This window comes from Pantoea sp. R13S299 (genome assembly GCF_048515925.1).
Taxonomy (GTDB): Bacteria; Pseudomonadota; Gammaproteobacteria; order Enterobacterales; family Enterobacteriaceae; genus Pantoea.
In genome coordinates this window covers 505014-530141 of record NZ_JBLYEF010000003.1, presented here as the reverse complement: position 1 = coordinate 530141, position 25128 = coordinate 505014, and the positions used below count along the sequence as shown (strand labels likewise).

Annotated in this window: 25 protein-coding genes and 1 riboswitch; of the genes, 16 read left to right on the top strand and 9 right to left on the bottom strand. The window is 54.2% G+C overall.

The features are described from left to right. Positions 1 to 133: 133 nt before the first annotated feature. Together ACN1CO_RS16960 and map are read left to right on the top strand one after the other, a co-directional pair. Positions 134 to 379 carry a ParD-like family protein gene (locus ACN1CO_RS16960; protein ID WP_419139958.1) on the top strand — a complete coding sequence of 82 codons (246 nt, stop codon included), beginning with the start codon at positions 134 to 136 and terminating at the stop codon, positions 377 to 379. Continuing rightward, the gene (gene map, locus ACN1CO_RS16955) at positions 376 to 1161 is read left to right on the top strand and encodes a type I methionyl aminopeptidase (protein WP_419139957.1); all 786 of its coding nucleotides are present in this window, start codon (positions 376 to 378) and stop codon (positions 1159 to 1161) included. Before ACN1CO_RS16960 ends, map begins: the two co-directional genes overlap by 4 nt. Before the next feature lie 27 nt (positions 1162 to 1188). Here the strand turns inward: map and ACN1CO_RS16950 are convergent, their stop codons facing one another. After that, positions 1189 to 2292: a diguanylate cyclase gene (locus ACN1CO_RS16950; RefSeq protein WP_419139956.1), complete on the bottom strand. Its 1104-nt coding sequence runs from the start codon at positions 2290 to 2292 to the stop codon at positions 1189 to 1191. Positions 2293 to 2474: 182 nt separating this feature from the next. Continuing rightward, positions 2475 to 2783 carry a hypothetical protein gene (locus ACN1CO_RS16945; RefSeq protein ID WP_136198668.1) on the bottom strand — a complete coding sequence of 103 codons (309 nt, stop codon included), beginning with the start codon at positions 2781 to 2783 and terminating at the stop codon, positions 2475 to 2477. 231 nt (positions 2784 to 3014) lie between these two features. Between ACN1CO_RS16945 and ACN1CO_RS16940 the strand changes: the two genes are divergently transcribed. Together ACN1CO_RS16940 and ACN1CO_RS16935 are read left to right on the top strand one after the other, a co-directional pair. Next, the gene (locus ACN1CO_RS16940) at positions 3015 to 3239 is read left to right on the top strand and encodes a hypothetical protein (RefSeq protein ID WP_419139955.1); all 225 of its coding nucleotides are present in this window, start codon (positions 3015 to 3017) and stop codon (positions 3237 to 3239) included. Between the two features lie 250 nt (positions 3240 to 3489). Then, positions 3490 to 4176 carry a hypothetical protein gene (locus ACN1CO_RS16935; protein WP_419139954.1) on the top strand — a complete coding sequence of 229 codons (687 nt, stop codon included), beginning with the start codon at positions 3490 to 3492 and terminating at the stop codon, positions 4174 to 4176. 212 nt (positions 4177 to 4388) lie between these two features. On the opposite strand, the gene ACN1CO_RS16930 is transcribed toward ACN1CO_RS16935, so the two are convergent. Further along, positions 4389 to 5438: an NAD(P)-dependent alcohol dehydrogenase gene (locus ACN1CO_RS16930; protein WP_419139953.1), complete on the bottom strand. Its 1050-nt coding sequence runs from the start codon at positions 5436 to 5438 to the stop codon at positions 4389 to 4391. A gap of 111 nt (positions 5439 to 5549) precedes the next feature. Here ACN1CO_RS16930 and ACN1CO_RS16925 point away from each other — a divergent pair, with 111 nt between their 5' ends. Continuing rightward, entirely contained in the window at positions 5550 to 5942 is a 393-nt protein-coding gene (locus ACN1CO_RS16925) for a winged helix-turn-helix transcriptional regulator (protein WP_136197111.1), read from the top strand. A gap of 27 nt (positions 5943 to 5969) precedes the next feature. Here ACN1CO_RS16925 and ACN1CO_RS16920 read toward each other — a convergent pair whose 3' ends face one another. After that, entirely contained in the window at positions 5970 to 6791 is an 822-nt protein-coding gene (locus ACN1CO_RS16920; protein WP_419140002.1) for a Cof-type HAD-IIB family hydrolase, read from the bottom strand. A 254-nt stretch (positions 6792 to 7045) separates the two neighbouring features. Between ACN1CO_RS16920 and ACN1CO_RS16915 the strand changes: the two genes are divergently transcribed. Together ACN1CO_RS16915 and ACN1CO_RS16910 are read left to right on the top strand one after the other, a co-directional pair. Further along, positions 7046 to 8308 (top strand): DUF1479 domain-containing protein, encoded by a 1263-nt coding sequence (locus ACN1CO_RS16915; protein ID WP_419139952.1) that lies wholly within the window; start codon positions 7046 to 7048, stop codon positions 8306 to 8308. Positions 8309 to 8401: 93 nt separating this feature from the next. After that, entirely contained in the window at positions 8402 to 9151 is a 750-nt protein-coding gene (locus ACN1CO_RS16910) for a DNA-binding transcriptional regulator YciT (RefSeq protein ID WP_419139951.1), read from the top strand. Here ACN1CO_RS16910 and ACN1CO_RS16905 read toward each other — a convergent pair. Beyond that, positions 9148 to 10164, bottom strand: coding sequence for a LacI family DNA-binding transcriptional regulator (locus tag ACN1CO_RS16905; protein WP_419139950.1), 1017 nt, complete (start codon positions 10162 to 10164; stop codon positions 9148 to 9150). The genes ACN1CO_RS16910 and ACN1CO_RS16905 overlap by 4 nt on opposite strands. Before the next feature lie 256 nt (positions 10165 to 10420). On the opposite strand from ACN1CO_RS16905, the gene ascF reads away from it, so the two are divergent. The 6 genes from ascF to ACN1CO_RS16875 all read left to right on the top strand — a co-directional run bounded on the left by ascF (position 10421) and on the right by ACN1CO_RS16875 (position 16716). Beyond that, positions 10421 to 11884, top strand: a complete 1464-nt coding sequence (gene ascF / locus ACN1CO_RS16900; protein ID WP_419139949.1) for a PTS cellobiose/arbutin/salicin transporter subunit IIBC — start codon at positions 10421 to 10423, stop codon at positions 11882 to 11884. Positions 11885 to 11920: 36 nt separating this feature from the next. Further along, positions 11921 to 13351 carry a 6-phospho-beta-glucosidase gene (locus ACN1CO_RS16895; protein WP_419139948.1) on the top strand — a complete coding sequence of 477 codons (1431 nt, stop codon included), beginning with the start codon at positions 11921 to 11923 and terminating at the stop codon, positions 13349 to 13351. A gap of 61 nt (positions 13352 to 13412) precedes the next feature. Further along, positions 13413 to 13515: riboswitch (TPP riboswitch) on the top strand. A gap of 69 nt (positions 13516 to 13584) precedes the next feature. Continuing rightward, positions 13585 to 14286: a TenA family protein gene (locus ACN1CO_RS16890; protein ID WP_419139947.1), complete on the top strand. Its 702-nt coding sequence runs from the start codon at positions 13585 to 13587 to the stop codon at positions 14284 to 14286. Next, on the top strand, positions 14283 to 15005 hold the full coding sequence (locus tag ACN1CO_RS16885) for an ABC transporter ATP-binding protein (RefSeq protein ID WP_419139946.1): 723 nt from the start codon (positions 14283 to 14285) through the stop codon (positions 15003 to 15005). The genes ACN1CO_RS16890 and ACN1CO_RS16885 overlap by 4 nt, the downstream gene beginning before the upstream one ends. Next, on the top strand, positions 15002 to 15757 hold the full coding sequence (locus tag ACN1CO_RS16880) for an ABC transporter permease (protein ID WP_419139945.1): 756 nt from the start codon (positions 15002 to 15004) through the stop codon (positions 15755 to 15757). The genes ACN1CO_RS16885 and ACN1CO_RS16880 overlap by 4 nt, the downstream gene beginning before the upstream one ends. A gap of 23 nt (positions 15758 to 15780) precedes the next feature. After that, on the top strand, positions 15781 to 16716 hold the full coding sequence (locus ACN1CO_RS16875) for an ABC transporter substrate-binding protein (RefSeq protein ID WP_419139944.1): 936 nt from the start codon (positions 15781 to 15783) through the stop codon (positions 16714 to 16716). A 41-nt stretch (positions 16717 to 16757) separates the two neighbouring features. On the opposite strand, the gene ACN1CO_RS16870 is transcribed toward ACN1CO_RS16875, so the two are convergent. Together ACN1CO_RS16870 and ACN1CO_RS16865 are read right to left on the bottom strand one after the other, a co-directional pair. Further along, positions 16758 to 18524 (bottom strand): EAL domain-containing protein, encoded by a 1767-nt coding sequence (locus ACN1CO_RS16870; protein ID WP_419139943.1) that lies wholly within the window; start codon positions 18522 to 18524, stop codon positions 16758 to 16760. 152 nt (positions 18525 to 18676) lie between these two features. Beyond that, entirely contained in the window at positions 18677 to 19903 is a 1227-nt protein-coding gene (locus ACN1CO_RS16865; RefSeq protein WP_419139942.1) for an FAD-dependent oxidoreductase, read from the bottom strand. A 165-nt stretch (positions 19904 to 20068) separates the two neighbouring features. Here ACN1CO_RS16865 and ACN1CO_RS16860 point away from each other — a divergent pair, with 165 nt between their 5' ends. Then, a complete protein-coding gene (locus tag ACN1CO_RS16860; RefSeq protein ID WP_419139941.1) occupies positions 20069 to 20377 on the top strand; it encodes a YicS family protein in 309 nt (102 codons plus the stop codon). 95 nt (positions 20378 to 20472) lie between these two features. Beyond that, the gene (clcA, locus tag ACN1CO_RS16855; protein WP_419139940.1) at positions 20473 to 21864 is read left to right on the top strand and encodes a H(+)/Cl(-) exchange transporter ClcA; all 1392 of its coding nucleotides are present in this window, start codon (positions 20473 to 20475) and stop codon (positions 21862 to 21864) included. A 17-nt stretch (positions 21865 to 21881) separates the two neighbouring features. Here the strand turns inward: clcA and ACN1CO_RS16850 are convergent, their stop codons facing one another. Both ACN1CO_RS16850 and ACN1CO_RS16845 read right to left on the bottom strand, forming a co-directional pair. Then, positions 21882 to 22406 (bottom strand): phenolic acid decarboxylase, encoded by a 525-nt coding sequence (locus tag ACN1CO_RS16850; protein ID WP_419139939.1) that lies wholly within the window; start codon positions 22404 to 22406, stop codon positions 21882 to 21884. 661 nt (positions 22407 to 23067) lie between these two features. Beyond that, a complete protein-coding gene (locus ACN1CO_RS16845) occupies positions 23068 to 23583 on the bottom strand; it encodes an SRPBCC domain-containing protein (protein WP_419140001.1) in 516 nt (171 codons plus the stop codon). Positions 23584 to 23743: 160 nt separating this feature from the next. On the opposite strand from ACN1CO_RS16845, the gene ACN1CO_RS16840 reads away from it, so the two are divergent. Further along, complete coding sequence (locus ACN1CO_RS16840) at positions 23744 to 24655, top strand: LysR family transcriptional regulator (RefSeq protein WP_419139938.1); 912 nt, start codon at positions 23744 to 23746, stop codon at positions 24653 to 24655. Positions 24656 to 25128 lie beyond the last annotated feature (473 nt).

Below are 25128 nucleotides of genomic sequence, written 5' to 3'. Positions count from 1 at the left end.
GCTGCGAGGCGTTGTGCCTGTATCAGACCTGTACAGAGTGGCGAAAATGCGAGAAGGCGATTCTTTCCTCTTGCAAATCTTCCCGCTGGCGTTAACCTATATACAAAACGCATACGTTTCATATAAGGCTCACATGGGTATCGTAAAAATTTCCGACCTGATGCATGAGAATCTGCGCATCGCCAGTCAGGCGATGAGCCGCTCGATCAATGCCCAGGCAGAACACTGGCTGAAACTCGGCATGCTGGCTGAACTCTATCCGCAGAAAACCCAACACCAACTGGCGCAGATGCTAATCCGGCTTGAACTGGAAGGCAGCGCTGATATACGCACTATGCTCCCTAAAGAGAGCGTCACTACACAAGGAGACGTGTCATGAACACCGTTAAAATTCATACCGCCGCGGAAATTGAAAAGGCGCGGGCAGCCGGACAGGCTGCGGCGCAGGTGCTGGCGATGATCACCCCGCACGTCCGTCCCGGCATTACGACCGAAGAGCTGGATGATATCTGCCACGACTTCATTGTGAATGAGCTTAAGGTGACACCTGCGAACATCGGTTATCACGGCTATACCCGCACTACCTGCACCTCGGTTAACCATGTGGTGTGCCACGGGATTCCGGCCAGCAAGAAGCTGAAGGATGGCGATATCGTTAATATCGATGTGGCGATCATCAAAGATGGCTGGTACGGCGACACCAGCCGGATGTACTTTGTCGGCACGCCATCGGTACGCGCCAAACGTCTGGTTGAGATTACCTATCAGTCGATGGTTGCAGGGATTAAAACTGTCCGTCCTGGCGCGACACTGGGCGACGTGGGCGCGGCTATTCAACGTGTAGCAGAAGGCGCTGGCTTATCGGTCGTACGTGAATATTGCGGTCACGGCGTTGGTGAGATTTACCACACCGATCCGCAGGTGCTGCACTACGGTACGCCGGGCGAAGGGATGCCGCTGAAGGCGGGGATGATTTTCACTATCGAGCCGATGATCAATGCCGGTAAAGCCGGAACCAGCGTGTTGTCAGATGGCTGGACGGTAGTTACCAAAGATCGTTCGCTCTCGGCGCAATGGGAACATACCGTTGCCGTCACCGAAAATGGTTTTGATCTGCTGACACCGTGGCCAGAAGGCACGGGCGACTACCCGGCGATTTAACCACTGAGCCTGAGAGACAGTCTCAGGCTAAATTCTCTGTCTGGCCCTGACTTCACTCAGCGTTTCCAGCGACCCGGCATGCCACACCTGCACATCGTTGCGTCCGGCGCGCTTGACCTGATAAAGCGCCTCATCGGCACATCTCAGCCATTCATGAATCGACTCCGCATCACTTGCAGGTGCAATCCCGATACTCACCGAACACTGAAAGGTGGATGACGCTGGCAGTCGCAGCAGGGCAATCCCCTGTTTGATCTGTTCTGCCAGCAGCAGAATGCTGGCTTCATCCGCATCCCGCACAATCACACACAACTCGTCACCGCCAAAACGGGCAGGAATATCTTTCAGGCCGACGCTGTCACGCAACAATGCTGAAATCTCTGCCAGTAAAAAGTCGCCCGCTTCATGCCCATAGGTGTCGTTGACCAGCTTAAAGTGATCGACATCCAGCAACATTAACCAGGCTTTACCCTCGCCTCGCTGCGTGCGCAAAAACTCACTTTCAAGTCGCCGCTCAAACAGACGACGATTAGGGATTTTCAGGCCGGGATCCATCAGCGCGATGCGTTCCAGCTCGCGGTTCTTTTTACGCAGATTCAGGGTCAGATTGTGGGAAACGATACTTAATGCCAGCAGATACACGCTGGCCAGCGGCAGGGTGAGCCAGACGGTGCGGGTACTGAAAGACAGCAAAATCGGTGCCCTTTCCGCTAACCAGAACAGCATAAAGGCCAGCAAAAAGGCCTGCAGCGCAGATTTGAGCTGAACCCAGCCACCAGCCGAGTAACGATCGGAGATCAGCACCGCCATGATAATAATTGAGGGAAGCGGACTCAGCGCCATGGAGGCAACCCAGAAGCCGCCGAAAGCAGCATCCAGCGTCAGATTCTTGCGCTCAAAACCTGTGGGGTCGCGCGATCGCAATGCCAGTCTGTAGGCCGCATAAGGCCAGGCAAAGGCATTAGTAAATAGTAGCGCGCAGAGTTCCGGGCTTTTCCCCATCTCCATCAGAACCGACAGAATCGGCAGAAAACAGAGAAAAGTACCGAGCTGGCGCATCATAAACATGCGGCGCACAAATCGCTTCGAGCGACGCTTCAGTTGAACATCATCGGGAGTGTAATAATTCATATGCACACTGAAGCTGCCACAGGTTATGGCAGTTTATCGGCAAATGATGAAGCAGGGTGAATTATTTACGGAATATTCTTATTGCGTAACTAATGGTTTATTCTGGTGTACATGTGCAAACGGCTCAGCCGATGATAGCTGAGTGAGAGAGGTTGCGCGCAATGACAGCGCGCACTTGCAGATTATCTGCGGCCTTTAACAATCGATGCTGACCAGTTGAAATCGCTGACTTCGCTGGCGGTCAGTGAGGACGGTTTCTTTTTACGCAGCGGTTTTTTCTTCGCCTTCTCTGCCAGCGCTCTTTCCTTCTCCATTTTACTGGTCATGACGATCTGACGCGCTTCACTATTGAATTCTTTCTCTTTCTTACTATCAGGCTCTTTGCCGGTTCGTTGACGGTACTTCTCTGCCAGGCCCTTGTAGGTTTGCTCGACGGCCAGTCGTTCATCAGCGTTGAACTGATCAATGGAAATCATCTTTTTATCGTTCATAGCGGCGTGTCCTGTGACGAGTTATCCGGGGAAGTGTACCGCATTTGCGGGCCGTTAACGCAGCGAATGGTATTAATCCATTGGTCTGATGATTTCGGCGGCTCAGGACACCCGGTAATTCCTCTGAAACTCACGCCTAAGCCCTGCTAAAAACAGGGTTATCTCTTAATATAAAACTAATGTTTGTCAGGTTTACTGGCAGTGACCACGTACTGCCGAGGAGCTGAACGAATGATAAAAGAGACCGATCGCCTGTCACAGGCACTATTACGGCGGCACGGGATTGGCGTTAAACAGAAACGAATACACTTTCGCGGCAGAGATCTGCTGTTTCAGCTGCACAACGCCCGCTATGATGTTTTCAACGGCGATCGCTGCATTGCGACCGTGGATACCAACAATATCAATGAAGCCATTAAGCAGTTTAAAGCGCTGGACAATCCTGCGGATAAATAACCATGCCAGACTATCGCGTATTTCAAAAGGATCAGGACATCAGGGCCGTGAACATTGCGCGGCAGGATCAGCAGTTGCGTCATGAAGAAAATAAAGCCGCACAGTCGTTTGCAATAGATTCAGTGGTAAGCAGCCTGTTGAGCCTGATCTCCCGGTAGCCAGTGCGGGACAGCCGGTTTAAAGCCAAAGTTACTGTTAATTCATCGCGTGCTGATTAGAATAAGGAAAATTCCCCGAATACAGGTTTCTGATGAAAATCACCATTCACAAAGAAGATGAGCTGTTTATGCACAACTTCTTTGCTGCGCCATGCCACACCATTGAAGCAGATTCACCGCAGTCTCAACAAATTCAGCAATCTCTTCAGCTGGCCATTCAGCAAAAAGGATTAGAGGCTGATGGCGACTGGAAACGCAGCCTGACCTTTTTGCTGCTGTTTCTCTTTCTGTATTCGGCGCTGGGCGCCTCACTGACGCTTGATCTCAGTACCGCCGGCACGGCCCATAAAAGTATTGCCTATGCGCTGGAAGCCATTCCGGTGCTCATCGCCTTCTCCGGTTTCTTCATCTCTATCCTCTATCTTTTCCTGACCCGCGCCAGTGCGCGGAAACAGCGTAACTGGGAAAAGAGTATTCTGGTGCTGGAGAAGTACTCTATCGGCAACCTGTTTAAAGCGACCCACACCCAGGGCGGCGGCACCAGCAATTACTCTGTGCCTAATCTTTCCATTTCGCTCGCGCTGTTTATCTGCATCACCTGGCTGGTGATTTATAACTATCTGACGTTTACCACCAGCGGCGTGTTTGGCAGTGTGATCTCCCTGTTCATCAGCACCATGGTGTATGTGATTCTGGATATTCAACTGCTCAAACCATTTATTCATGTGGTTGAGCAGGAAGAAACAGAAAAGAGTGACGCGGATAAAGAGCAGGATTAACTGACAGCTGAAGGTCGTAATACAGATACCCGGTCATCGCGCCGGGTATTTTTTGCCCGGATTTCGCTGGCAGACCAACTGAGTATCGGGGTTGATGCAGGCACGTCGTTAAGCTATCAACTAACAGTATGTTGTAACTATGATTATTACCTCTTCGTGTTCACTCCTGCAGCCGGGAGCAAAATGACCCGCCTTTACGGCGGGCCTGTCGCTTACCAGCGGGTTTTCTGCATATCGATGACAAAACGATATTTCACATCGCTGGTCAGCATTCGCTCAAAGGCCGTTTCCACCTCTTCACCGGTGATCATCTCGACGTCAGCCGTGATGTTATGCTGACCACAGAAATCGAGCATCTGCTGCGTCTCCTGAATGCTGCCAATGGAGGTGCCGGTGATACTCAGGCGGCGAAACACCATCGGGGTCACATTCGGTGAAGGATGCGGCTGATCGGGGATCCCCACCAGCACCAGCTGACCGTTGGTTTTCAGCGCGTTCAGATAAGGATCAAGGTCGTGCGGTGCGGCAACACAGTCCAGGATGATATCCAGCGACGCCTGACAGGTTGCCATTTGTGCCGCGTCTCGCGAGACAACCACGTTTTTAGCGCCAAGACGGCGCGCATCGGCCCCTTTCGCCGGAGAAGTGGTAAACAGGGTCACTTCCGCGCCCAGGGCGCTGGCCAGTTTCACCGCCATATGCCCCAGTCCTCCGAGACCGACCACACCCACACGATCGCCAGCCTTAACGTTGAAGTGCTGCAACGGCGACCAGACGGTCACACCGGCACAAAGTAATGGTGCCACTGCGTTCAGCGCCAGATTATCGGGCACCGTCACCACGAAATGCTGGTCGGCGATAACATGCTGCGCATAGCCGCCGAACGTCGTATTGCCGGTGTATTTATCGGTACCGTTGTAGGTCGGCGTGAAGCCGGCCTCACAATATTGCTCTTCCTGCTGCTTGCAGAAGTGGCATTCACGGCAGGAGTCGACCATGACGCCAACCCCTACCGTATCACCGACGGAGAATTTCGTGACGTTGTCACCCGCTGCGACAATACGTCCGACAATCTCATGACCCGGAACCAGCGGATAGCGGCTGACACCCCATTCGTTGCGCGCCATGTGAAGGTCAGAGTGACAGACGCCACAATAGAGGATTTCGATTTTGACATCGTCAGCCTGCAGGTCACGTAACTCAACCTGACCGGCCTTGAGCGGTTGATCTGCCTGTGCGGCTACCAGCGCGTTAATTTTCATCTGTTGCCTCTTCTCACCTGATGGTCTTAAAGAAAGCGGCCCACTATAGACACATGGATTCCTGTTTGGTAGTAGTTACCTTTTGGTTACCATGAAGCAGGAAGAGAGATTATGCCGGTCTGGGTTGAAGGAAAACTGTGCTTTTATGCGGACTCACCGCCGCGCCGCCTGCTGGAACTTTTTTCAGTGAAATGGAGCACGATGGTGCTGCATGCGCTTTATCACTGGCCGGAAAATCGCGCACGCACGGGGGAACTGGAGCGCAGCCTGCAGGGCATTTCAAAGAAGATGCTGATTCAGACGCTGCGCGAGCTGGAGCAGCGCGGACTGGTGTCGCGTCAGGTCTGGCAGGTGGTGCCGCCCAAAGTGGAATACAGCCTCACGGCGCTGGGTCATACCTTTGCAGAGCCGATTGAGCAGATGTATCAGTGGGGTCTGGAGAATCAGGCTGCGCTGGATGAGATGGAAAATCACGCGCGCAGCCATCAGGAGAGTGACGGGTAAAACCGCCAGTGATGCACGTTAAAGGCTTTAATCGAACGGGAATTCGCGCGCCAGCACGCGCGCAATCACATTCAGCGCGCCTTCGTCATTGTTGCTCTGCGTCTGATAGCGCGCCACGGCGGAGACAGCGTCAGCCGCATTCGCCATCGAGAAACTAAAGCAGGCCTGACGCAGCATCTCAATGTCATTGGCGCTGTCACCAATCGCCAGCACTTCGCAGTCGCTGATGCCCCACTTTTCCTGTAACAGCGCAATGCCATGCGCTTTATGGCAGCCAGGAATAATCAGATCGATAAAGCCAAAGCCGCTGGAAACCGGATGCATGATGTTTTCCAGCTCGCCCAGACGGGCATGCAGTCTTTGCAGCAGGGCATCCACACCTTCATGCTCCAGCTTCAGCGAGAATTTGAAAATGGTGTCGTCGATAGCATAGAGGTCATCGCGTTTTTCCAGCCGGTGATAATGGTTGGCCAGCTGCTCCATCATCTCGTCAGAGGCGGATGAGTGCATGTAAGCACCATTCCGTCCACAGACCACCACCGCGATGTCGGGTTCATGCGCCAGGATGTCGAGGATCTTATGCACCTTCTCCTGCGCCAGCTCTCCACAGAAGATCTCTTCGTTACAGTCAGAGACCCAGGCACCATTTTCCGCCACGAAAGCGATTTCATCTTTGATGTCGGGAAAATAGCGCTGCAGCTGGTAATACTGATTACCACTGGCCACCACAAAACGGATGCCCTTCTGCTTCAGCAGCGCATACTGACGTGAAAACCTTTGAACGTTGTACTGCTTATTGTCGTCCAGAAAGGTGCCGTCCATATCCACCGCAATCATCTTAACCGCCATCTCGCCTGCCCCTATACGTTCGCCGTTCTGTCCTTTCGGCTGATTGATTTGATTCATAAAGCTTACTCGCTGTGTGGATTAATGAGAATGCAAATAGTGACGTGGCTAATGAATTTCAGAGCGTTCCGGTGCCTGAGTTGTGTCACCACTCACGGTTTTAACCGTTAAAAGGATGTTAACCTCAGCCGCATATTACGAATGAAGGTTATTTTAATTACATTCGTAACTCAACCCCGAATAGTGAGGAGCATGAGATGCGTGATGAAAACCGATCGACCCCGATGCCTGATGACGTTAAGAGCGCTATCCGCACGATGAAAAAGCAGTTACGCCAGCAAATCGGCGATGTCGATGCCCTGTTCCGGCAGGTGTGCGACAACATCACTGCCGCCATTGCCGAGGCAAAAGCGGACGAAGCCAGAACCGGCAGCGCCTGGCCGGTGGTGCCGATGCAGGATATTGCCGAAGGAAAGGTTTCGGATGAAACCCGGGCGCTGATTAAACGGCGCGGCTGTGTGGTGATTAAGCAGCATTTCGCGCGTGATCTGGCGCTGGCCTGGGATAAGTCGATGCTCGACTATCTGGATCACAACCAGTTTGACGAACAATATCGCGGTCCCGGTGATGACTTTTTCGGTACGCTCGCTGCCTCGCGCCCGGAAATCTATCCGATTTACTGGTCGCAGGCGCAAATGCAGGCGCGGCAGAGCGCGGCCATGGCTGATGCGCAATCCTTTCTGAACCGGCTGTGGACGTTTGAATCACAGGGTAAGCAGTGGTTCGATCCGGATATCAGCGTGATCTATCCCGATCGCATCCGTCGCCGTTTGCCAGGCACGACGTCAAAGGGATTGGGTGCTCACACCGATTCCGGCGCGCTGGAACGCTGGTTACTGCCCGCTTATCAGCAGGTTTTCGGTAAACTGTTTCACGGCGATTTTGCTGCATACGATCCCTGGGATGCGGCACACCGCACCGAAGTCGATGAGTATGATCTGCCGGGCACGACTAAATGTTCCGTGTTCCGGACGTTCCAGGGCTGGACCGCGCTCTCCGATATGATCCCCGGTCAGGGACTGCTGCATGTGGTGCCGGTGCCACAGGCGATGGCTTACGTGCTATTGCGCCCGCTGCTGTCAGATGTGCCCGAAGATGAACTCTGCGGTGTCGCGCCGGGTCGGGTGTTGCCCATCAATGAACAGTGGCATCCGCACCTGATTGCCGGACTCTGTTCAATACCAGCCCTGGAGGCGGGTGATTCGGTGTGGTGGCATTGTGATGTGATCCACGCGGTGGCGCCGGTAGAGGATCAACAGGGCTGGGGCAATGTGATGTATATCCCTGCTGCGCCGATGTGTGACAAAAACCGCGCCTATGCCCGGCGTGTTGCACAGGCACTGGAACAGGGTCGATCGCCGGGCGATTTCCCGCCGGAAGATTATGAAGCGACGTGGGAGCAGCGGTTTAAGCCGGAAGATCTCAATCTGAATGGCCGGCGCTCACTGGATTTAGCCTGAGCCAATCCCGCGTCTTACACTGGCGCGGGATAATCCCTGATACACTGCTGTATTGCTGCTGTTTTACTGCTTTTTAACTATGAAAACTCACTTATGAACCCGCGACATCATCAGATTATTCAACTGGTTAATAGCCGGGGCAGCGTAACGGTCAGTGAACTGGCGCAGCTTACCGGGGTTTCCGAAGTGACAGTACGGCAGGATCTGACGCTGCTGGAACGTGACCGGCTGCTGCGCCGGGTTCACGGCTCGGCGCTGGCGCTGGACAGCGACAACGTCGGCACTCGCATGAATACCCGTTATTCCACCAAGCAGGCGCTGGCGCGACATGCGGCCAGCCTGGTCCAGTCGGGGGAATCGGTGTTCATCGAGGGTGGCAGTACCAATGCGCTGCTGGCGCGGGCGCTGGCTGACCGTGCCGATCTTACGCTGATTACCGTCAGCCACTATATTGCCCAGCTTCTGCGGGAAGCCGCCTGTGAAGTGATTGTGCTCGGGGGATTGCTGCAGAAAAGCAGTGAGTCGGTGGTCGGCCCGCTCACACGTTACTCCATTCAGCAGGTCCATTTTCACCGGGCGTTTGTTGGCGTGGATGGCTGGCATCCGGAGACCGGTTTTACCGGGCGCAATATGCTGCGTTGTGATGTGGTGGATGCGGTGCTGGCGAAAGGTGCTGCAAGCTACGCCCTGACCGATGCCTCCAAATTTGGGCAGATTCACCCTTATCCGCTCTCATCCGGTTATCAGGTCAGCCATGTTATTACCGATGAGACGCTGGATGCGGCAACGGTCGGGCAGCTCAGAGAACAGACGATTGAAGTGATACAGATCGCTTCGGATTAAGTTAATCCCGGTCCTTTGGTGACGGAATCGCGCAGCATCAGGCTGGCGGTAAAAGGCGCCTGAGTATGCCAGTCACCGCCATCCAGCATGGTCAACAGACGGTTAATCGTCTCATCGATCATCTCCGTGACCGGCAGCTTCATGCTGGATAACGACGGCGTGATATACGGCGCCAGCGGGATATCATCGAAGCCAATCACCGAGACCTGACCGGGCACCGCAATGTTGCACTCGGTCAGCCGCTTGATGGCACCAATCGCCATCTCATCATTACTCGCCACCAGCGCAGTAAAGGGGACGTTGCGTTCCAGCAGACAGTCCACGGCAGCCATGCCGCTTTGCGCCGTCCATTTCCCGGCCACGATACGGCGATCGTCGGCTTCAATACCCTGTGCAGCCAGCGCGGCGCGATAGCCGGAGAGGCGCTCGACGCCGGTCGGGGAATCCAGCGAGCCGGTGATAAATGCGATATCGCGATGTCCCTGATTCAGCAGATGGCTCACTGCCGAGGCGCTGCTGGCGTGCTGATCGCTGTAAATACAGTAGCTGTGGTTGACGCGCAGACGCCGGTTGATGACCAGGATCGGCTGTTTATGGCGGGAGATAATCGCATCCAGCGCGTCAATGCTCAGGAAGCGCGGGTAGATAATGATGCCGTCACAGCGCAGGTCGAGCAGGAACTGAATCGCCGCCTCTTCCTGCTCAGCGGTATGTTTGCCGTCCGCCAGAATCAGCTGGCGGCCCTGCTGCTCCATCATGCGTGCGGAATGCGCCATCAATTCAGTAAAGTAGCTGCCGCTGTAAAGCGTATTGGTGATGACCAGCCCGATAGTCTGGGAAGTTTTCGTCGCCAGATTGCGCGCCAGCAGATTGGGCCGGTATCCGGTTTCCGCAATCGCCTTCAACACCCTTTCGCGCTTTTCCTGTCCGACATAGCCATTGCCGGAGAGCACACGTGACACTGTCGCTTTTGAGACGCCCGCCCTGTCTGCCACTTCCTGAATCGTTGCCATCGTCATGCTCCTTTGCTGCGTCGTCCTGCAGTCTACCTAAGCCTCTCAATGTTGGAAATATTTACCCGGCCTGAGCACGAAGTTAACCGCACAAGTCGGGTGACGCACTTCACAAAACTGAAAACTGACCAATTTCAACTCTTGTCGGCGAACTGAAAGCGCTTCATGATTTTGTGAAACCGGTTTCCTATTTGCCTGTCCGCAGGCGCTAAAACATAAAAACCTTAACCGATTTACCCTACAGAGAAGAGCGATCATGCCCATGAACTATGCCGAGGTGTCACGCGCCATTGTCGATGCGCTGGGCGGCCCCACCAATATCGAAGCCGTCACTCACTGCATGACCCGTCTGCGGTTTGTGGTGAAAGATGAAACGCAGGTCGACTACCCCCGCCTCAAAGCGATTAAAGGCGTCATGGGCGTGGTGCACAACGATACTCAGTGCCAGGTGATCATCGGGAACAACGTGTCACAGGCTTATCAGGCGGTGCTGGAGATGGGAACGCCCGGCAGCGCTGCGCCGACTCTGCCGGTGAAACGTAAAATCACTCTGAGAAGCATCGGCGCAGGTATTCTGGATGCGCTGGTGGGCACCATGTCGCCACTGATCCCGGCCATTATTGGCGGGTCGATGGTTAAGCTGCTGGCGATGATCCTGGATATGGCGGGCGTGTTTGAGAAAGGCTCGTCAACGCTGGTGATCCTCAATGTGATTGGCGACGGCGCATTCTTCTTCCTGCCGATCATGGTGGCCGCCTCAGCGGCGCTGAAATTTAAAACCAATATGTCGCTGGCGATCGCCATTGCCGGTGTGCTGGTCCATCCTAATTTTGTTGATCTGATGGCAAAAGCGGCGCAGGGCCAGCACGTTGAATTCGCCTTCATCCCGGTGACGGCGGTGAAATATACCTACACGGTGATCCCGGCGCTGGTGATGACCTGGATCCTGTCGCACATCGAACGCGGTGTAGATCGCATTACCCCGGCTGTTACCAAGAACTTCCTGAAACCGATGCTGATTGTGCTGATTGCTGCCCCTATCGCGATTGTACTGATTGGCCCGATTGGCATCTGGATCGGTAGTGGTATCTCCGCGCTGGTTTACACCGTCCATGGCTACCTTGGCTGGCTGTCCGTCGCGATTATGGGCGCTATCTGGCCGCTGCTGGTGATGACCGGGATGCATCGGGTGTTTACGCCGACCATTATCCAGACCATTGCCGAAACCGGCAAAGAAGGCATGGTGATGCCGTCTGAGATTGGTGCCAACCTGTCGCTGGGCGGATCGTCTCTGGCGGTGGCGTTCAGGACTAAAAACCGTGAACTGCGCCAGACTGCCCTTGCGGCGGCGGCCTCCGCCATTATTGCCGGGATTTCAGAACCGGCGCTGTATGGCGTCGCGGTGCGCCTCAAACGCCCGCTGATCGCCTGTCTGATCAGTGGCTTTATCTGCGGCGCGGTCGCGGGCATTGGCGGGCTGGCCAGCCATTCGATGGCCTCACCGGGCCTGTTCACCAGCGTACAGTTCTTCGACCCGGCTAATCCCATGAGTATTGTCTGGGTCGGTGCGGTCATGGTGTTGTCGGTGGTGCTGTCGTTTGTGCTGACGCTACTGTTAGGGTTTGAAGATATTCCTGAAACAGAAAGTGAATCCGAATCCGTGACCGCCGCACAATCTGCGCCCGTTACAGAACGCACTAGCGCAATTAATAGCCACTAAAGGAAAGGGTCACGCTGACCCTGAAAAGAGGATTGCATGTCTGATTCAAGGTTCCCGCAAGGGTTTTTATGGGGCGGTGCACTGGCCGCCAACCAGAGTGAAGGCGGCTATCGTGAGGGCGGAAAGGGCTTAACCACCGTTGATATGATCCCGCATGGCCCGCACCGTATGCCGGTCAAACTAGGTCTGGAAAAGCGTTTTACCCTGCGTGACGATGAGTTTTACCCCAGCCATGATGCCATCGATTTCTATCATCGCTATCCGGAGGATATCGCGCTGATGGCGGAGATGGGGTTCAGCGTGTTTCGCACTTCAATTGCCTGGAGCCGTCTCTATCCCAATGGCGATGAACTGACACCTAATCCGGAAGGCATCGCCTTTTACCGTGCCGTCTTTGAAGAGTGCCGGAAATATCATATCGAACCGCTGGTGACGCTGTGCCACTTTGATGTGCCAATGCATCTGGTCACGGAGTATGGCTCGTGGCGCAATCGCAAAATGGTCGACTTTTTTGCCCGTTACGCCCGCACTTGTTTCGAGGCGTTTGATGGGCTGGTGAAATACTGGCTGACCTTTAACGAGATCAATATCCTGCTGCACAGCCCGTTTTCCGGAGCTGGTCTGGTGTTCGAACCGGGTGAGAATAAGGAGCAGGTGAAGTATCAGGCGGCACATCACGAACTGGTTGCCAGCGCGCTGGTCACGCGGATCGCGCATGAAGTGAATCCGGCTAACCAGGTTGGCTGCATGCTGGCAGGCGGCAACTTCTATCCGTGGTCGAGCAAGCCGGAAGATGTCTGGGCGGCGCTGGATAAAGATCGCGAAAACCTGTTTTTTATCGATGTGCAGGCGCGCGGCGCTTATCCGGCCTATGCCGCGCGGGTGTTCCGGGAGAAAGGTGTGACGCTTGAGATCGAAGAGGGTGATGCCGACATTCTGAAAAACAGCGTCGATTTTGTCTCGTTCAGTTATTACGCCTCACGCTGCGCCTCGGCGGAGATGAACGAGCAGAACAGCAGCGCCGCCAATGTGGTCAAATCCCTGCCTAATCCCCATGTGCCGCGCAGCGAGTGGGGCTGGGGCATCGATCCGCTTGGCTTACGCATTACCATGAACATGATGTATGACCGCTATCAGAAACCGCTGTTCCTGGTGGAGAATGGCCTGGGCGCGCGCGATGAAATCGACACGAAAGGCGAGATTAATGATGATTACCGCATCAGCTATCTGCGTGAACACATCCGCGCCATGGGTGATGCCATTGAAGATGGCGTGCCGGTGATGGGTTACACCAGCTGGGGCTGCATCGACCTGGTTGCCGCCTCAACCGGTGAAATGAGCAAGCGCTACGGTTTCGTCTACGTTGACCGTGACGACCTGGGTAACGGCACGCTGGCGCGCACGCGCAAGAAGTCTTTCTGGTGGTATAAGAAAGTAATTGCCAGCAACGGGGCCGATCTTGAGTGACGTTGTCACTAAATAACGCACTCGCGTGCCGTTGTACTCCGGCACTAATTATCGTATAACCAATGTCTCCGAGGGGTGTCCTGTAATGGGCTGAGATGGCGTAAGCCGAACCCTTTGAACCTGATCTGGGTCATGCCAGCGAAGGGACGGGTCGGCAGATTTTTCTGCGTCATCTCCTGCACTATCCCCTGTTCCAGACCGTATGCCCGGATCTCCCTGTTACTGGAGATCCCATGTCACATCCGCTTTTCGAAACCGGCTTTTATGGTCGTCTGCGCCAGCAGGCGGGCCGTCACTGGCACGCCTATGTCAGGCACGATTTTGTGCAGCAACTCGGTCAGGGCACGCTGCCACCGCCCGCCTTCCGCCACTATCTCACCCAGGATTATCTGTTCCTGCTGCACTTCGCCCGTGCCTGGGGTCTGCTGATTAGCAAACTCTCAGAGCCAGCCGCGTTACGCAGCGCGACCGCATCGCTTAACGCCATCGTCAGCGAGCTGCCGCTGCATCTGGCTTACTGCCAGCAATGGGGCATCAGCGAGGCGGCGATGGCGAGTGAACCCGAGGCAATGGAAACGATCAACTACACCCGCTACGTGCTGGACGTGGGTCACACCGGAGATGCGCTGGAGCTGATGACGGCGCTGATGCCGTGTGTGGCCGGTTACGCTGAAATTGGCCTGACGCTGCTGGACGATCCTGCGACACGCTTTGAGGGAAATCCCTACGCCGCATGGATTGAGAACTACGGCGATGAAGCCTACCTGGCGGGCGTCGGTTCCTCACTCATGCTGTTTGAAACGCTGGCTCAGCAGCGCGCGGGTGAACACCGTTTTGACCCGCTGTCAGAGATTTTCACCACCGCGACCCGGCTGGAAGCGGCGTTCTGGCAGATGGGTCTCAATCGCGCTGACTCTATTCAGGTCAGTCCATGAATCCGCCGGGGATTTCAGTTCGCCAGCTCAGCCTGACACTGGGTCAGCAGACACTTTTCAGCGAGCTTAATCTGGAGATCGCGGGCGGCGCATTTACCGCCTTGCTGGGTGCCAGCGGCGTGGGTAAAAGCAGCCTGATGCGGGTCATTGCCGGTCTGACGCCGCCAACTTCCGGACTGATTAGCGGCAGCGACGGTCTGCCGCTGACCGGCCGCATCGCCTGGATGGGGCAACAGGATTTGCTCTATCCCTGGCTCACGGTGGAACAGAATGTCTGCCTCTCCAGCCGCCTGAACGGAGAGAAAGCCGATCGCGACTGGGCGCAGCATCTGCTGGAACGGGTCGGTCTGAGTCACTGTGCCAGTGCGAGGCCCGCGACACTCTCCGGCGGGATGCGTCAGCGCGCGGCGCTGGCCCGCACCCTTTATACCCGTCAGCCGATTGTGCTGATGGATGAGCCGTTCTCCGCGCTGGATGCATTGACCCGGACGCAGATCCAGACACTGGCCGCGGAAGTGCTGGTCGGGCACACCGTGCTGCTGATTACCCATGATGCTGCTGAAGCCTGCCGGCTCAGTCATCACCTGCTGGTGATCGGTTCTGCGGGGATAGAAACCTGCCCGCCCCTGCAGGGCCAGCCACCGCGGGCCGCCGATGACCTACAGGTATTGCAGAGTCAGGTCGCATTGCTGAAGCAGCTAAGCAGGATAGCCGGATGAGATCACGTTTCGCCGGTCTTCGCCGGGGAGTGACATTGTTTGCCGGATTCATTGCGCTGTGGTGGCTCGTCACCCTGACTTCTATTCCGGCGTTTCTGCTGCCCTCGCCCGCTGCGGTCGCCGCCGCGCTGTGCCAGAACGCGGACTACCTCCGCCATCACACGCTGATTACGCTGATCGAGATCCTCACCGGCATGGCGCTCGGCGTGCTGCTGGGCGGTGTGCTGGCACTGGGCATGACCTTTTCGCCGTGGTTACAGCGCTGGATGATGCCGCTGGTGATCACCAGCCAGGCGATTCCGGTGTTTGCCCTGGCACCACTGCTGGTGCTCTGGTTTGGCTTTGGTATGAGCGCCAAAGTCGCCATGGCCGTGCTGGTGATCTTCTTCCCGGTCACCTCCACCTTTTTTGATGGCCTGCGTCGCGTCACGCCCGGCTATCTCGATCTGGCTCGCACTATGGGCGCTTCACAGGCATCGCAGCTGCGTCATGTCCGGCTGTTAGCGGCGCTACCCGCGCTGGGTTCGGGCCTGCGGATGGCGGCGGCCGTCGCGCCGATCGGGGCAATCATCGGTGAATGGGTCGGCTCAGCAGAAGGGCTGGGTTTCGTGATGCTGAATGCCAACGCCCGGATGCAGAGCGACATGTGTTTCGCCGCGCTCTTCATTCTGGTGCTGATGACGCTGGCGCTGTGGCTGTCTGTCGATCTCCTGCTGCGCCGCCTGATCACCTGGGACCCCGAGACAATTTAATGACCTCAACAATGAGAAACCCCATGACTAAACTACCTTTGTTTACCCTGCTGTTCAGCGCCTCCTTAACAACCCAGGCTCAGGCGATGGAAAAACTGACGCTGGTGCTCGACTGGTATATCAATCCCGATCACGCGCCGATTATGGTGGCTCAGCAGACCGGCGCGTTTGCAGCCGAAGGGCTGGACGTTAACATCGTGCCGCCTTCCGATCCGGCGCTGCCGCCACGTCTGGTAGCAGCAAAGCAGGCGGACTTAGCAATCACCTATCAGCCGCAGCTGCATTTCTTCGCCGATCAGGGCCTGCCGCTGATGCGAGTGGGCACGCTGATTAACACGCCGCTGAACACGCTGATGACGTTAGATAAAACGGTAAAAAAACCGGCGGATTTAAAAGGGAAACGCATCGGCTATTCGGTCAGCGGCATTGAACAGGCAACGCTGGCGACCATGCTGGCCCATGACGGTGTCAAAGCCGATCAGGTGAAGCTGGTTAACGTCAATTTTCAGCTCACCAGCGCCCTGATGACCGGCCAGGTGGATGCGGTGATCGGCGGCTATCGCAATATTGAAGCGCTGGAGATGAAACTGGCGGGTAAAGCACCGGTGGTGCTCAACGTCGAAGATTATGGTGTTCCGGCCTACGACGAGCTGATTATTGTCGCTAACCGTGATGAGGCGCACTCGGAGAAAATTCAGAAGTTTTTGCGGGCACTGAAGAAGGGGAATGCGGAGTTGCAGGCACATCCTGAAGAGAGCTGGCTGGCCTTTGCCCGCGCGCATCCGGAACTGAAAACGCCGTTAAACCATCAGGCATGGCGTGCCACGCTGCCACTGTTTGCCGCCGATCCGGCAAAACTGGATCGCGCACGCTATCAGGCTTATGAGCAATTTATGTTTGATAACAAACTGATTAAAAGCATCACTCCGGTTGAACGCTACGCCATCGGCAGTGAGTAATAAGAGAGCCCGCAGCGAGCGCTGCGGGCAGGTTACTAGCGTTATTTCTGATACAGCCAGTGTTCAATGTCGCTGGCGGGCAGCGGTTTTGAGAAGAAGTAACCCTGAATCTGATCGCAACCGTAGGTTTTCAGTAATCCCAGGGTCGCCTCTGTTTCGACGCCTTCGGCCAGCACGGTGTAATTAAGCTCTTTGAGCATCTGAATAATGCATCTGACGATGATTTTTGATGCATCATCCTCACCCATACGTGAGATCAGTGAGCGATCAATCTTAATCACGTCCAGCGGGATATCCTGCAGATAGCTGATGTTGCTGTAGCCAACGCCAAAATCATCCAGCGAGATCACAAAGCCGTGCGATTTCAGCGCTTCCAGCCCTTTGATCGCCACATCACTTTTGGTGATCAGTTCGTTCTCCAGACACTCAATGCCCAGAATAGCGTTGGGCAACTGTGCCGCCGCCAGTTTCGCCACCAGATGATCTGCGAAATCGGGTCTGGCGAAATCGCGCTCGCTGACGTTGATCGAGACCGGAATCAGATCGTACTCGCGATTCCAGCTCGCAAGCTGCTCAACGGTATGGTCGATAACCCAACTGGTCAGATCGGAGATCAGGTTAGTTTTACCCGCTAACGGGATAAATTCTGATGGGAAGAGTTCGCCCCGCTCAGGATGATTCCAGCGGATCAGCGCCTCCAGCCCGACCGTTTTACCGGTTTTGAGACAGACTTTAGGCTGCCAGGCCAGGTAAAGCTCTTCGTCTTTTTTCAGCGCCTGAGCGAGATCGTTCATGATCATAAAGTCATCGGTGCGACGGGAGTCGTAACTCTCGTCAAACGACATCGCACTGATGTTCTCATCTATCGCTTCATGCAGCGCGCTCACGGCCTGACGCACCGTTTCATTGGCATCCATCTGACCCGGAACAAACTCTGTTTCACCCGTAAAAACATCCAGGTCGAGGGTAATATTTTCTGCCAGATCGGCCTTCATGCCCTTAAACAGGTCGGGCAAATTATGCGCTTTATAACGGCCTGAATATGGCTGCACGATAGCGAAACGGCCCGGAGCAAAAGAGTAGAATGTCTCATTTTCCTCGAGATTGAGCCGGTGTGCGACATCCTGTGCCATCTGCTTCAGGAGTAGCTCCATCGGCGCAATACCCACCGCGCGGGAAAGCTCATAGGTACGAATAATATCGAGGCAGTCGATAAGAATCAGGCGAAAGCGGCTGTGTGGTGCAGTAAGGGTCAGTTGCTGAAGATCACGAATCAGTTTTGGTCGATTCGGCAGGTGCGTAATGACATCGGCAAAACCTGCATTGTTCCATGCATCCAGAAAAGAGGTCACCAGCGTTGCCAGTGAGCGCAGCGTGGCAAGTTTCTCATCCGTAAAAGGATGTGGCTGCGTGTCGGTCACGCAGAGCGTGCCCAGCGTGGCGCCATCGAGATTCTGCAGCGAAACACCGGCATAGAAGCGAATATGCGGATCGCCTGTTACGAACGGGTGCGTGACAAAACGCTCATCCAGTAAGGTGTCATAGACCACCAGATGCCCTTCACCATCGACGACGTGGCGACACAGAGACTCATCACGGGTCGATTGCTTAAGATCGAAGTTCCGTGACGCTTTAATGTATTGATTATGGTCGTCAATAATCGAAATGAAGCTGCCTGAAATACCCAGCACCTGACTGGCGAGATTCACGAATCGGCCCAGCACTTTATCCCGGGCTTCATCCGGCGACAGAAGTGCCTTGATCGCGCTCAGACGTTTTACGTCGCTGCCATTTTGCTCGTTATGCACTGAAACCTCTCCTATGCAGGCGCAAAAATCGAAAATAATTTAGCTTAACAATGCTCAATTAGCGCCCAATTATCAGATGAATAGCGGCTCAACCTGACAGTACTTTCACAGCGAAACAGTGTCGCACGATATAGGATCGCTGTCGAAATCATTTAACGCTCTTCTTTCACGCGTGCAACCTGCGGCGATTCCGTCCTGAAGCCAAGACCAATCAGGCGTCCCAGCAGAAAACGCAGGAACGGAAGACGTTGAATAATTGCGGGAACCTTGCTGCTTCCTGTCGGTTTTCTTTTCGCTTTGTTGCGGCTCATTTTGATCTGCAAAAACTGCGTGGCGACGGTGGGGAACTGACGACGCTTCTGCACTTTTTCCAGATCGCGCAACTGCAGTTCTCCCCGTTGCAGGGGTTCAGTCAGGAGATTCGCCGTCGCTACCGCATCCTGAATCGCCAGATTCACGCCAACCCCGCCAATCGGTGACATGGCATGCGCAGCATCACCAATGCAGAGCACGCCGGGTTTTGCCCACTTATCCAGCCGGTCAATTTTGATGGACAGCAGCTTAAACGCTTCCCAGCTCTCGATTTCTGCCATGCGGGCAGCCTCAAAGGGCGAGATTGCCGCCACTTCTGCTTTAAACGCGTCGAGACCGGCGGCCTGTTTCGCTTCAAACTCCCCTTTCGGAATGGTTAAACCGCACTGCCAGTAGTCGCCGCGATCGATGACGATAAAGTTCTGGCGAGGCCCTTTGTGTCCCATGCCCAGTTCGGGATCGTGCGGCTGCTTGCTTAAGCGGAACCAGATGACATCGCGCGCAGCGCCAAATTCCTGACCGGTCATCCCGGCCGCTTCGCGCACGCGTGAATGGCGACCATCTGCGCCGACCACCAGTTTGCAACGGATATGCAGCTGCTGATTGCCACGTGAGGCCGTCACGCCGCTGACCGTACCATTTTCATTAGTCAGCGACTCAAACGACGTTGATTGCAACAGAGTGAAGCCCGGATAACGGGCGCTCTGTTCAGCCATGTAGTTCAGGAAATCCCACTGCGGCATAAAGGCGATAAAACGGCACTTAACTGGCAGGCGTGAGAAATCGGCCATCGTAATACTCTGTCCTGCGATTTCCGCCTCCAGCTTTTCGGCACGCTGATGCGGCAGCGTCAGGAAGGTTTCCAGCAGTCCGAGCTGATGCATAATTTCCAGCGTCGAGGGATGGATGGTGTCTCCGCGAAAATCGTGGAGAAAATCGGCGTGCTTTTCGATGACGACAACGCGCAGGCCCGCGCGGGCAAACAGATAGCCCAGCATCAATCCAGCGGGGCCACCGCCGACGATACAACAGTCTGCGGTAATAATTTCAGTGGAATGTGGCTGCATGTCAGCTCCCTGTCGCGCCAGTATTGCTATGATTAATGCGTCAACCGTGGCGATGTTGCCGCAGTCGGTCGATGGTGCTGTGCTCAGGCTAATCACTCAATGCGATTAATTCCAACTGAAAACTGCCGAAGACTCAATCCTCTCTTCCGCAGTCAGGAGACCATCATGAACGTGATCCGCAACACGCTGTTTATTCTGCCGCTGCTAAGCCCACTTTTCGTGGCAGCCGCGCCCTACGACACGCTGAAGTTTGCGCTGCGCCAGCAGCAGATTACCAATGATTTGCGCCAGAAGTGTCAGTTACCGCCCTCCACCTCTGATGAACAATTGCGGCAGACGTTTCTCAACGATAAGCAGAACCTGAAACAGAACCAGACAACGCTGAACGCAGCGGTTCAGGCGCTGAAAAACCAGGATAATCCAGCCTACCGCGAACGCATGGCGCAAGTGGTTTGTCCACCACAAACCGATTAACAATTTTCCTTTGCAGGAATTGATCCTGACGTTTGTTTTCACCTTATCACTCAGTAAACTGGCACGCTGGTCTGGATGAACAAGAATGTCTCTCAATGAATGAAGAATCACCGCAGCCGGTTTATGTTCCTCGCTCTATCGCGGCGCGCAGCCGGATGTTTCGCGCCCTGCTCTATCGGGATAAAACGCCGCTGGCGATGCTGTTTTGTGCCGCACTGGTCGGTACGCTGGTGGGTCTGGCGGGTGTGGCGTTTGCCCGGTCCGTTGAAGCCATACAGCAGTGGCGCGCCGACACGCTCACCCCTACGCACATCCAGGGCTGGATGCTCTACGCCGAAGCCTTTGTCATCTCGGCTCTGCTGGCGATGGTCGGCTATTTTCTGGTCAGACGCTTTGCGCCCGAAGCTGGCGGATCCGGTATCCCTGAAATTGAAGGGGCGCTGGAAGAGCTGCGACCGGTGCGCTGGTGGCGGGTCATTCCGGTGAAATTCTTTGGTGGTCTGGGCACGCTGGGTGCCGGAATGGTGCTGGGCCGGGAAGGCCCGACGGTGCAGCTGGGCGGGAACATTGGCCGCATGGTCATCGATATTCTGGGGATGCGCAGCAATGAAGCACGTCATACGCTGCTGGCAACCGGTGCGGCGGCCGGTCTGGCAGCGGCATTTAATGCGCCGCTGGCGGGCATCCTGTTTATCATCGAAGAGATGCGTCCGCAGTTCCGCTATAACCTGATTTCAATCAAAGCCGTATTTACCGGCGTGATTATGGCGAGCATCGTGTTTCGCTGTTTCAACGGCGAACAGGCGGTGATCTCGGTTGGCAAGCTGGCTGATGCGCCGGTACAGACGCTGTGGCTCTATCTGGTGCTCGGCATGATCATCGGCATGGTCGGCGTGCTGTTTAACCGCCTGATATTTATGACGCAGGATCTTTTTGCCCGCCTCTATGCCGGTAAAACGGCGCGCGTGGTGCTGGCGGGGGCTTTGCTGGGCGGCGGCTGCGGTATTCTGGCGCTGCTGTTTGCACCTGGTGCCGGCGGCGGTTCAGCACTGATTCCACAGGCAGTTCATGGTGTCTTCCCGTTTGCCCTGCTGCTGGTTATCTTCCTGGTCAGGCTGGTTACGACGCTACTCTGTTTTGGCTCAGGGGCGCCGGGCGGTATTTTTGCGCCGATGCTGGCACTGGGAACGCTGCTCGGGACAGCTTTTGGGGTGGCAATGACGGACCTGTCCCCCTTGTATCATCTGGAGGCAGGAACCTTTGCGATTGCGGGGATGGGCGCACTGTTTGCGGCGTCGGTAAGAGCACCGCTGACCGGGATCGTGCTGGTGCTGGAGATGACCGATAATTATCAGCTGATACTGCCGATGATCATTACCTGTCTGGGCGCGACGCTGCTGGCGCAGTTTCTGGGGGGCAAACCACTCTACTCATCTATTCTGGCCCGCACGCTGGCGCGTCAGGCTGAAGCTACCCGCTCACAATGAGCGGATAGCCAGGTCAGTTACTTACCATCAAAATAGTCAGCAGGCATCTGTCCAGGTGCCTGATTGATCACTTCATCGTTATCAGGTCCTTCATTTTTCATGTAAGTCACTTTCGCAAACTCAGGAATAATCACGTAAGGATAGGCCGGACCTTCATCACGGAAGCGATGCATATCTTCAATGAAGTCATTCTGATAGCAGATAGTTTTCTCCGGATGCTGGCCTTCTCCGGCAATCCACTGTGGGAAGAAAATCGTGCCGTGTACGATTGTGCGATTCAGATCAAACAGCAGGCTGACGCAGGTCCCGGTTGGTTCGTGCCAGTCAACCTTGAAGATACCCGGTGCAAATTGCACTGCATGCATTTTCTGGTTGGTCACCCAACGACCACCCACCAACCCCTGATGAATACGGTAGTCGCAGGTGGTTTCGTTGCGAGCGTACCACTCATATTTCCAGCCATTATCATAGGTATAGACAAAATGCGTGCCGACGAACTGAGACAGATCGCTGGAGATATCATTTGGAGATTCTGTAGACATCCTTAACCTCTGGTTAAATAGCGCATAAATCAGGCGCGGGTGAATAATCTGAATCGGGCTGTAGCGCAATAAATCAGTGAATATTGACTATGGCCCAGATGGGTATTTTTGCCATCTGCGGTATGTAATACTTTTTGCTGTCGAATGAATCACACCAGATAATATTTTCGCCAGGCTCAAGTGGGGATGGATTTATTTCTGTAAGCTTTGTCGAGATTTTTGACGTCAATTATGCTGATTCATAGCCTGCTAATTCTCAGAGTTCCAGAATATCTTTTTACCCTGTTCAACTGAAGACTCTTCGCATTAAGCAGGAAGAGATACAAAGCGTCATTTGAGAATGGACGCGACAACCCGTAATGGTTAGAGTCCATATTATAAACAACATGATTAATTATTGAGCCTGGAGTGATTCAAAGAAAGGAAGCAAATCAGATTTTTTGAATGCATCAACTTCAGGCATTATGCGAAGCTAATAATGTAACAAAAAAATACAGCGGAATATTTTACTGTTTTTAATTGCTGCTGACTTATCCCTTTATTATGACGAGGATGAGTCAGCGACAACTTATTGATTCAGGACAAGTCATGTTACCGCGACTAAATCCCTGCAGGAGCGACTACAGGTCAGCCAGGCGGGAGTTTACGCGCTATTTACCCATCATCTTTTAGCCGATTTTGCCGCTGTGATCAGGCCAGTAAGCCACTCCTGATGCCCGTTAATCATCGGATTAGGTTTTGCGACAGCCAGCTCTTTAGCGGGATTACCGTTTTGCGTCTCCTGCGTCAGGATACGCAGTCGATTTCCCGGCAACATTTCGATTAACCAGGCATGAAGAACATCCAGTCGTTCGGCTGTGCCCTCCTCCCCTGACCAGCCGTGCCAGGCCAGACGCGTCGCTTCACCCTTTACTGGCGGCACACATTCAGTCACCTGAGCTTCAACGTGGAATCCAAAAGTTTCGAAGCTGAAACGAACCCCTTGTCCCAATGATGGCCCTGCGTTGTCATAAAACCGGGCATTGGCAGAATTAGCATAATATTCAGGCCAGCGTGCAGGCATAGCCAGAAACGGCCAGACTTCTTCTGCCGTAAGGTCTGTGACGATGACTTCGTTTGAACAGAAATTGTCAGTCAGTCCGGGGATAAATTCTTCTGGCCAGTAAATCGCGTTCATTTTCATTCTGTATTTTTCTCTGAATTAAGGGCTGCACCGGTAATAGTGCAGCTGAAAAATGCAGTATCTCTTTCATCCTGATATAACACCAATCGTAAAAATTAATCCGTGATATCATAATAATTAATATCACAACATAGTGGCATGCCGCAGGAGAAAAATGAACAATCCTCTGCTTAACATTGACCTGAATTTGTTAAAAACGCTGGATGCTTTGCTGGATGAACGTAGCGTGACGCGAGCGGCTGAACGTCTTTGCCTGACGCAACCCGCTGTAAGTGGAATGCTAACGCGATTGCGTGAGAGTTTTGATGATCCCCTTTTTATCCGTGCTCAACGCGGTATTGTACCTACCCTGCGGGCGCTGGAACTGGCTGGGCCAGTAAAATCCATTCTGGCGGAAGTGGGAGAATTGCTCCAGCCACAACAGTTTGATCCCGCTCTGTCGCAGATGACATTACATCTTGCAGCAACGGACTATGCGCTTCGTACAGTGATTGTGCCTTTCATCGCACATTTACGACGTAAAGCGCCAGGTATACGAGTTGCGGTGGTACCCGTGAACAGCGAGAAATTGCCACGACAATTTGAGGATGGGAGTGTTGATGTAGCGTTGCTAACGCCTGAGACCACGCCGCCAACATTGCATACGCGGCAATTGTTTGACGAAGAGTATGTTTGTCTGTTGAGTGAAAATCATCCACTGGCAGGCTGTTCGGCGTTATCGCTGGATGATTTCTGCGCGCTGGATCATGCGCTGATTTCATGGCCCGGCGCAAATTTTCACGGCGTGACTGACCAGGCCTTAGCAGCAATGGGCCGAACCCGGCGAGTTACGCTTTCAGTTAACAGCTTTCTGGTACTTCCGGAAATTTTGCGTACGAGTGATTTAATAAGCGTAGTACCCGGAAGATTGGCGACAGGCGTTTCCGGTCTGGTCAGATTACCGCCACCGCTGGTGATTCCCGGTTTCAGCAAAATCATGGTCTGGCATGACAGAACCTATCACCATAAAGGGCATCAGTGGTTGCGTGAACTACTCGTGACGGTGGCAGAAGAGGCGGTTTGTTGATGGGATGCCAGAATGTCGTTAACTTTTTCACTACTTTGGTAACCGACAGATTAAAAAACTGGACGTTATATCGCATTCTATCCAGCGACTGTAAATAGGCACTTACCAGCTATGCGCAGACGGTAACTTTTATTAGCGCACAGCGGTTTAGAAACCAGGTATCCTGAAATGATAAAAGCCCTGACTGTGAGAGTCAGGGCTTTTAAGGTACTACTGATTTAACGTTTACCATTAACTAACTTAATTGATAGGTACTGCTTTGGTACTGCTATTTATGGACAGATCCTGCGGATAATAATGAACACGGTACTTAAATGTCATTATCATTAGCGGTTTCAACCACCTGATAGTCTTTCAGGAGACAAAGACAGGTCAGGCCCGTATAAATCTGCACACCCCCATCGCGATATATAATTTTGATGCGTTGCCTTACTTTCATTACGACGTTTAAACCGCAATCGTATCCTGTCGTA

Bases quoted from the DNA above. Each gene is read 5' to 3' on its own strand.
- ACN1CO_RS16935 (WP_419139954.1), top strand. From the start codon at position 3,490: ATGAAAATCACCATTCACAAAGAAGATGAGCTGTTTATGCACAACTTC.
- ACN1CO_RS16930 (WP_419139953.1), bottom strand. From the start codon at position 5,438: ATGAAAATTAACGCGCTGGTAGCCGCACAGGCAGATCAACCGCTCAAG.
- ACN1CO_RS16940 (WP_419139955.1), top strand. From the start codon at position 3,015: ATGATAAAAGAGACCGATCGCCTGTCACAGGCACTATTACGGCGGCAC.
- ACN1CO_RS16895 (WP_419139948.1), top strand. From the start codon at position 11,921: ATGTCTGATTCAAGGTTCCCGCAAGGGTTTTTATGGGGCGGTGCACTG.
- ACN1CO_RS16910 (WP_419139951.1), top strand. From the start codon at position 8,402: ATGAACCCGCGACATCATCAGATTATTCAACTGGTTAATAGCCGGGGC.
- ACN1CO_RS16920 (WP_419140002.1), bottom strand. From the start codon at position 6,791: ATGGCGGTTAAGATGATTGCGGTGGATATGGACGGCACCTTTCTGGAC.
- ACN1CO_RS16865 (WP_419139942.1), bottom strand. From the start codon at position 19,903: ATGCAGCCACATTCCACTGAAATTATTACCGCAGACTGTTGTATCGTC.
- map (WP_419139957.1), top strand. From the start codon at position 376: ATGAACACCGTTAAAATTCATACCGCCGCGGAAATTGAAAAGGCGCGG.
- ACN1CO_RS16915 (WP_419139952.1), top strand. From the start codon at position 7,046: ATGCGTGATGAAAACCGATCGACCCCGATGCCTGATGACGTTAAGAGC.
- ACN1CO_RS16890 (WP_419139947.1), top strand. From the start codon at position 13,585: ATGTCACATCCGCTTTTCGAAACCGGCTTTTATGGTCGTCTGCGCCAG.
- clcA (WP_419139940.1), top strand. From the start codon at position 20,473: ATGAATGAAGAATCACCGCAGCCGGTTTATGTTCCTCGCTCTATCGCG.
- ACN1CO_RS16860 (WP_419139941.1), top strand. From the start codon at position 20,069: ATGAACGTGATCCGCAACACGCTGTTTATTCTGCCGCTGCTAAGCCCA.
- ACN1CO_RS16875 (WP_419139944.1), top strand. From the start codon at position 15,781: ATGACTAAACTACCTTTGTTTACCCTGCTGTTCAGCGCCTCCTTAACA.
- ACN1CO_RS16925 (WP_136197111.1), top strand. From the start codon at position 5,550: ATGCCGGTCTGGGTTGAAGGAAAACTGTGCTTTTATGCGGACTCACCG.
- ACN1CO_RS16960 (WP_419139958.1), top strand. From the start codon at position 134: ATGGGTATCGTAAAAATTTCCGACCTGATGCATGAGAATCTGCGCATC.
- ACN1CO_RS16880 (WP_419139945.1), top strand. From the start codon at position 15,002: ATGAGATCACGTTTCGCCGGTCTTCGCCGGGGAGTGACATTGTTTGCC.
- ACN1CO_RS16850 (WP_419139939.1), bottom strand. From the start codon at position 22,406: ATGTCTACAGAATCTCCAAATGATATCTCCAGCGATCTGTCTCAGTTC.
- ACN1CO_RS16950 (WP_419139956.1), bottom strand. From the start codon at position 2,292: ATGAATTATTACACTCCCGATGATGTTCAACTGAAGCGTCGCTCGAAG.
- ACN1CO_RS16885 (WP_419139946.1), top strand. From the start codon at position 14,283: ATGAATCCGCCGGGGATTTCAGTTCGCCAGCTCAGCCTGACACTGGGT.
- ACN1CO_RS16840 (WP_419139938.1), top strand. From the start codon at position 23,744: ATGAACAATCCTCTGCTTAACATTGACCTGAATTTGTTAAAAACGCTG.
- ACN1CO_RS16945 (WP_136198668.1), bottom strand. From the start codon at position 2,783: ATGAACGATAAAAAGATGATTTCCATTGATCAGTTCAACGCTGATGAA.
- ACN1CO_RS16905 (WP_419139950.1), bottom strand. From the start codon at position 10,164: ATGGCAACGATTCAGGAAGTGGCAGACAGGGCGGGCGTCTCAAAAGCG.
- ACN1CO_RS16845 (WP_419140001.1), bottom strand. From the start codon at position 23,583: ATGAACGCGATTTACTGGCCAGAAGAATTTATCCCCGGACTGACTGAC.
- ascF (WP_419139949.1), top strand. From the start codon at position 10,421: ATGCCCATGAACTATGCCGAGGTGTCACGCGCCATTGTCGATGCGCTG.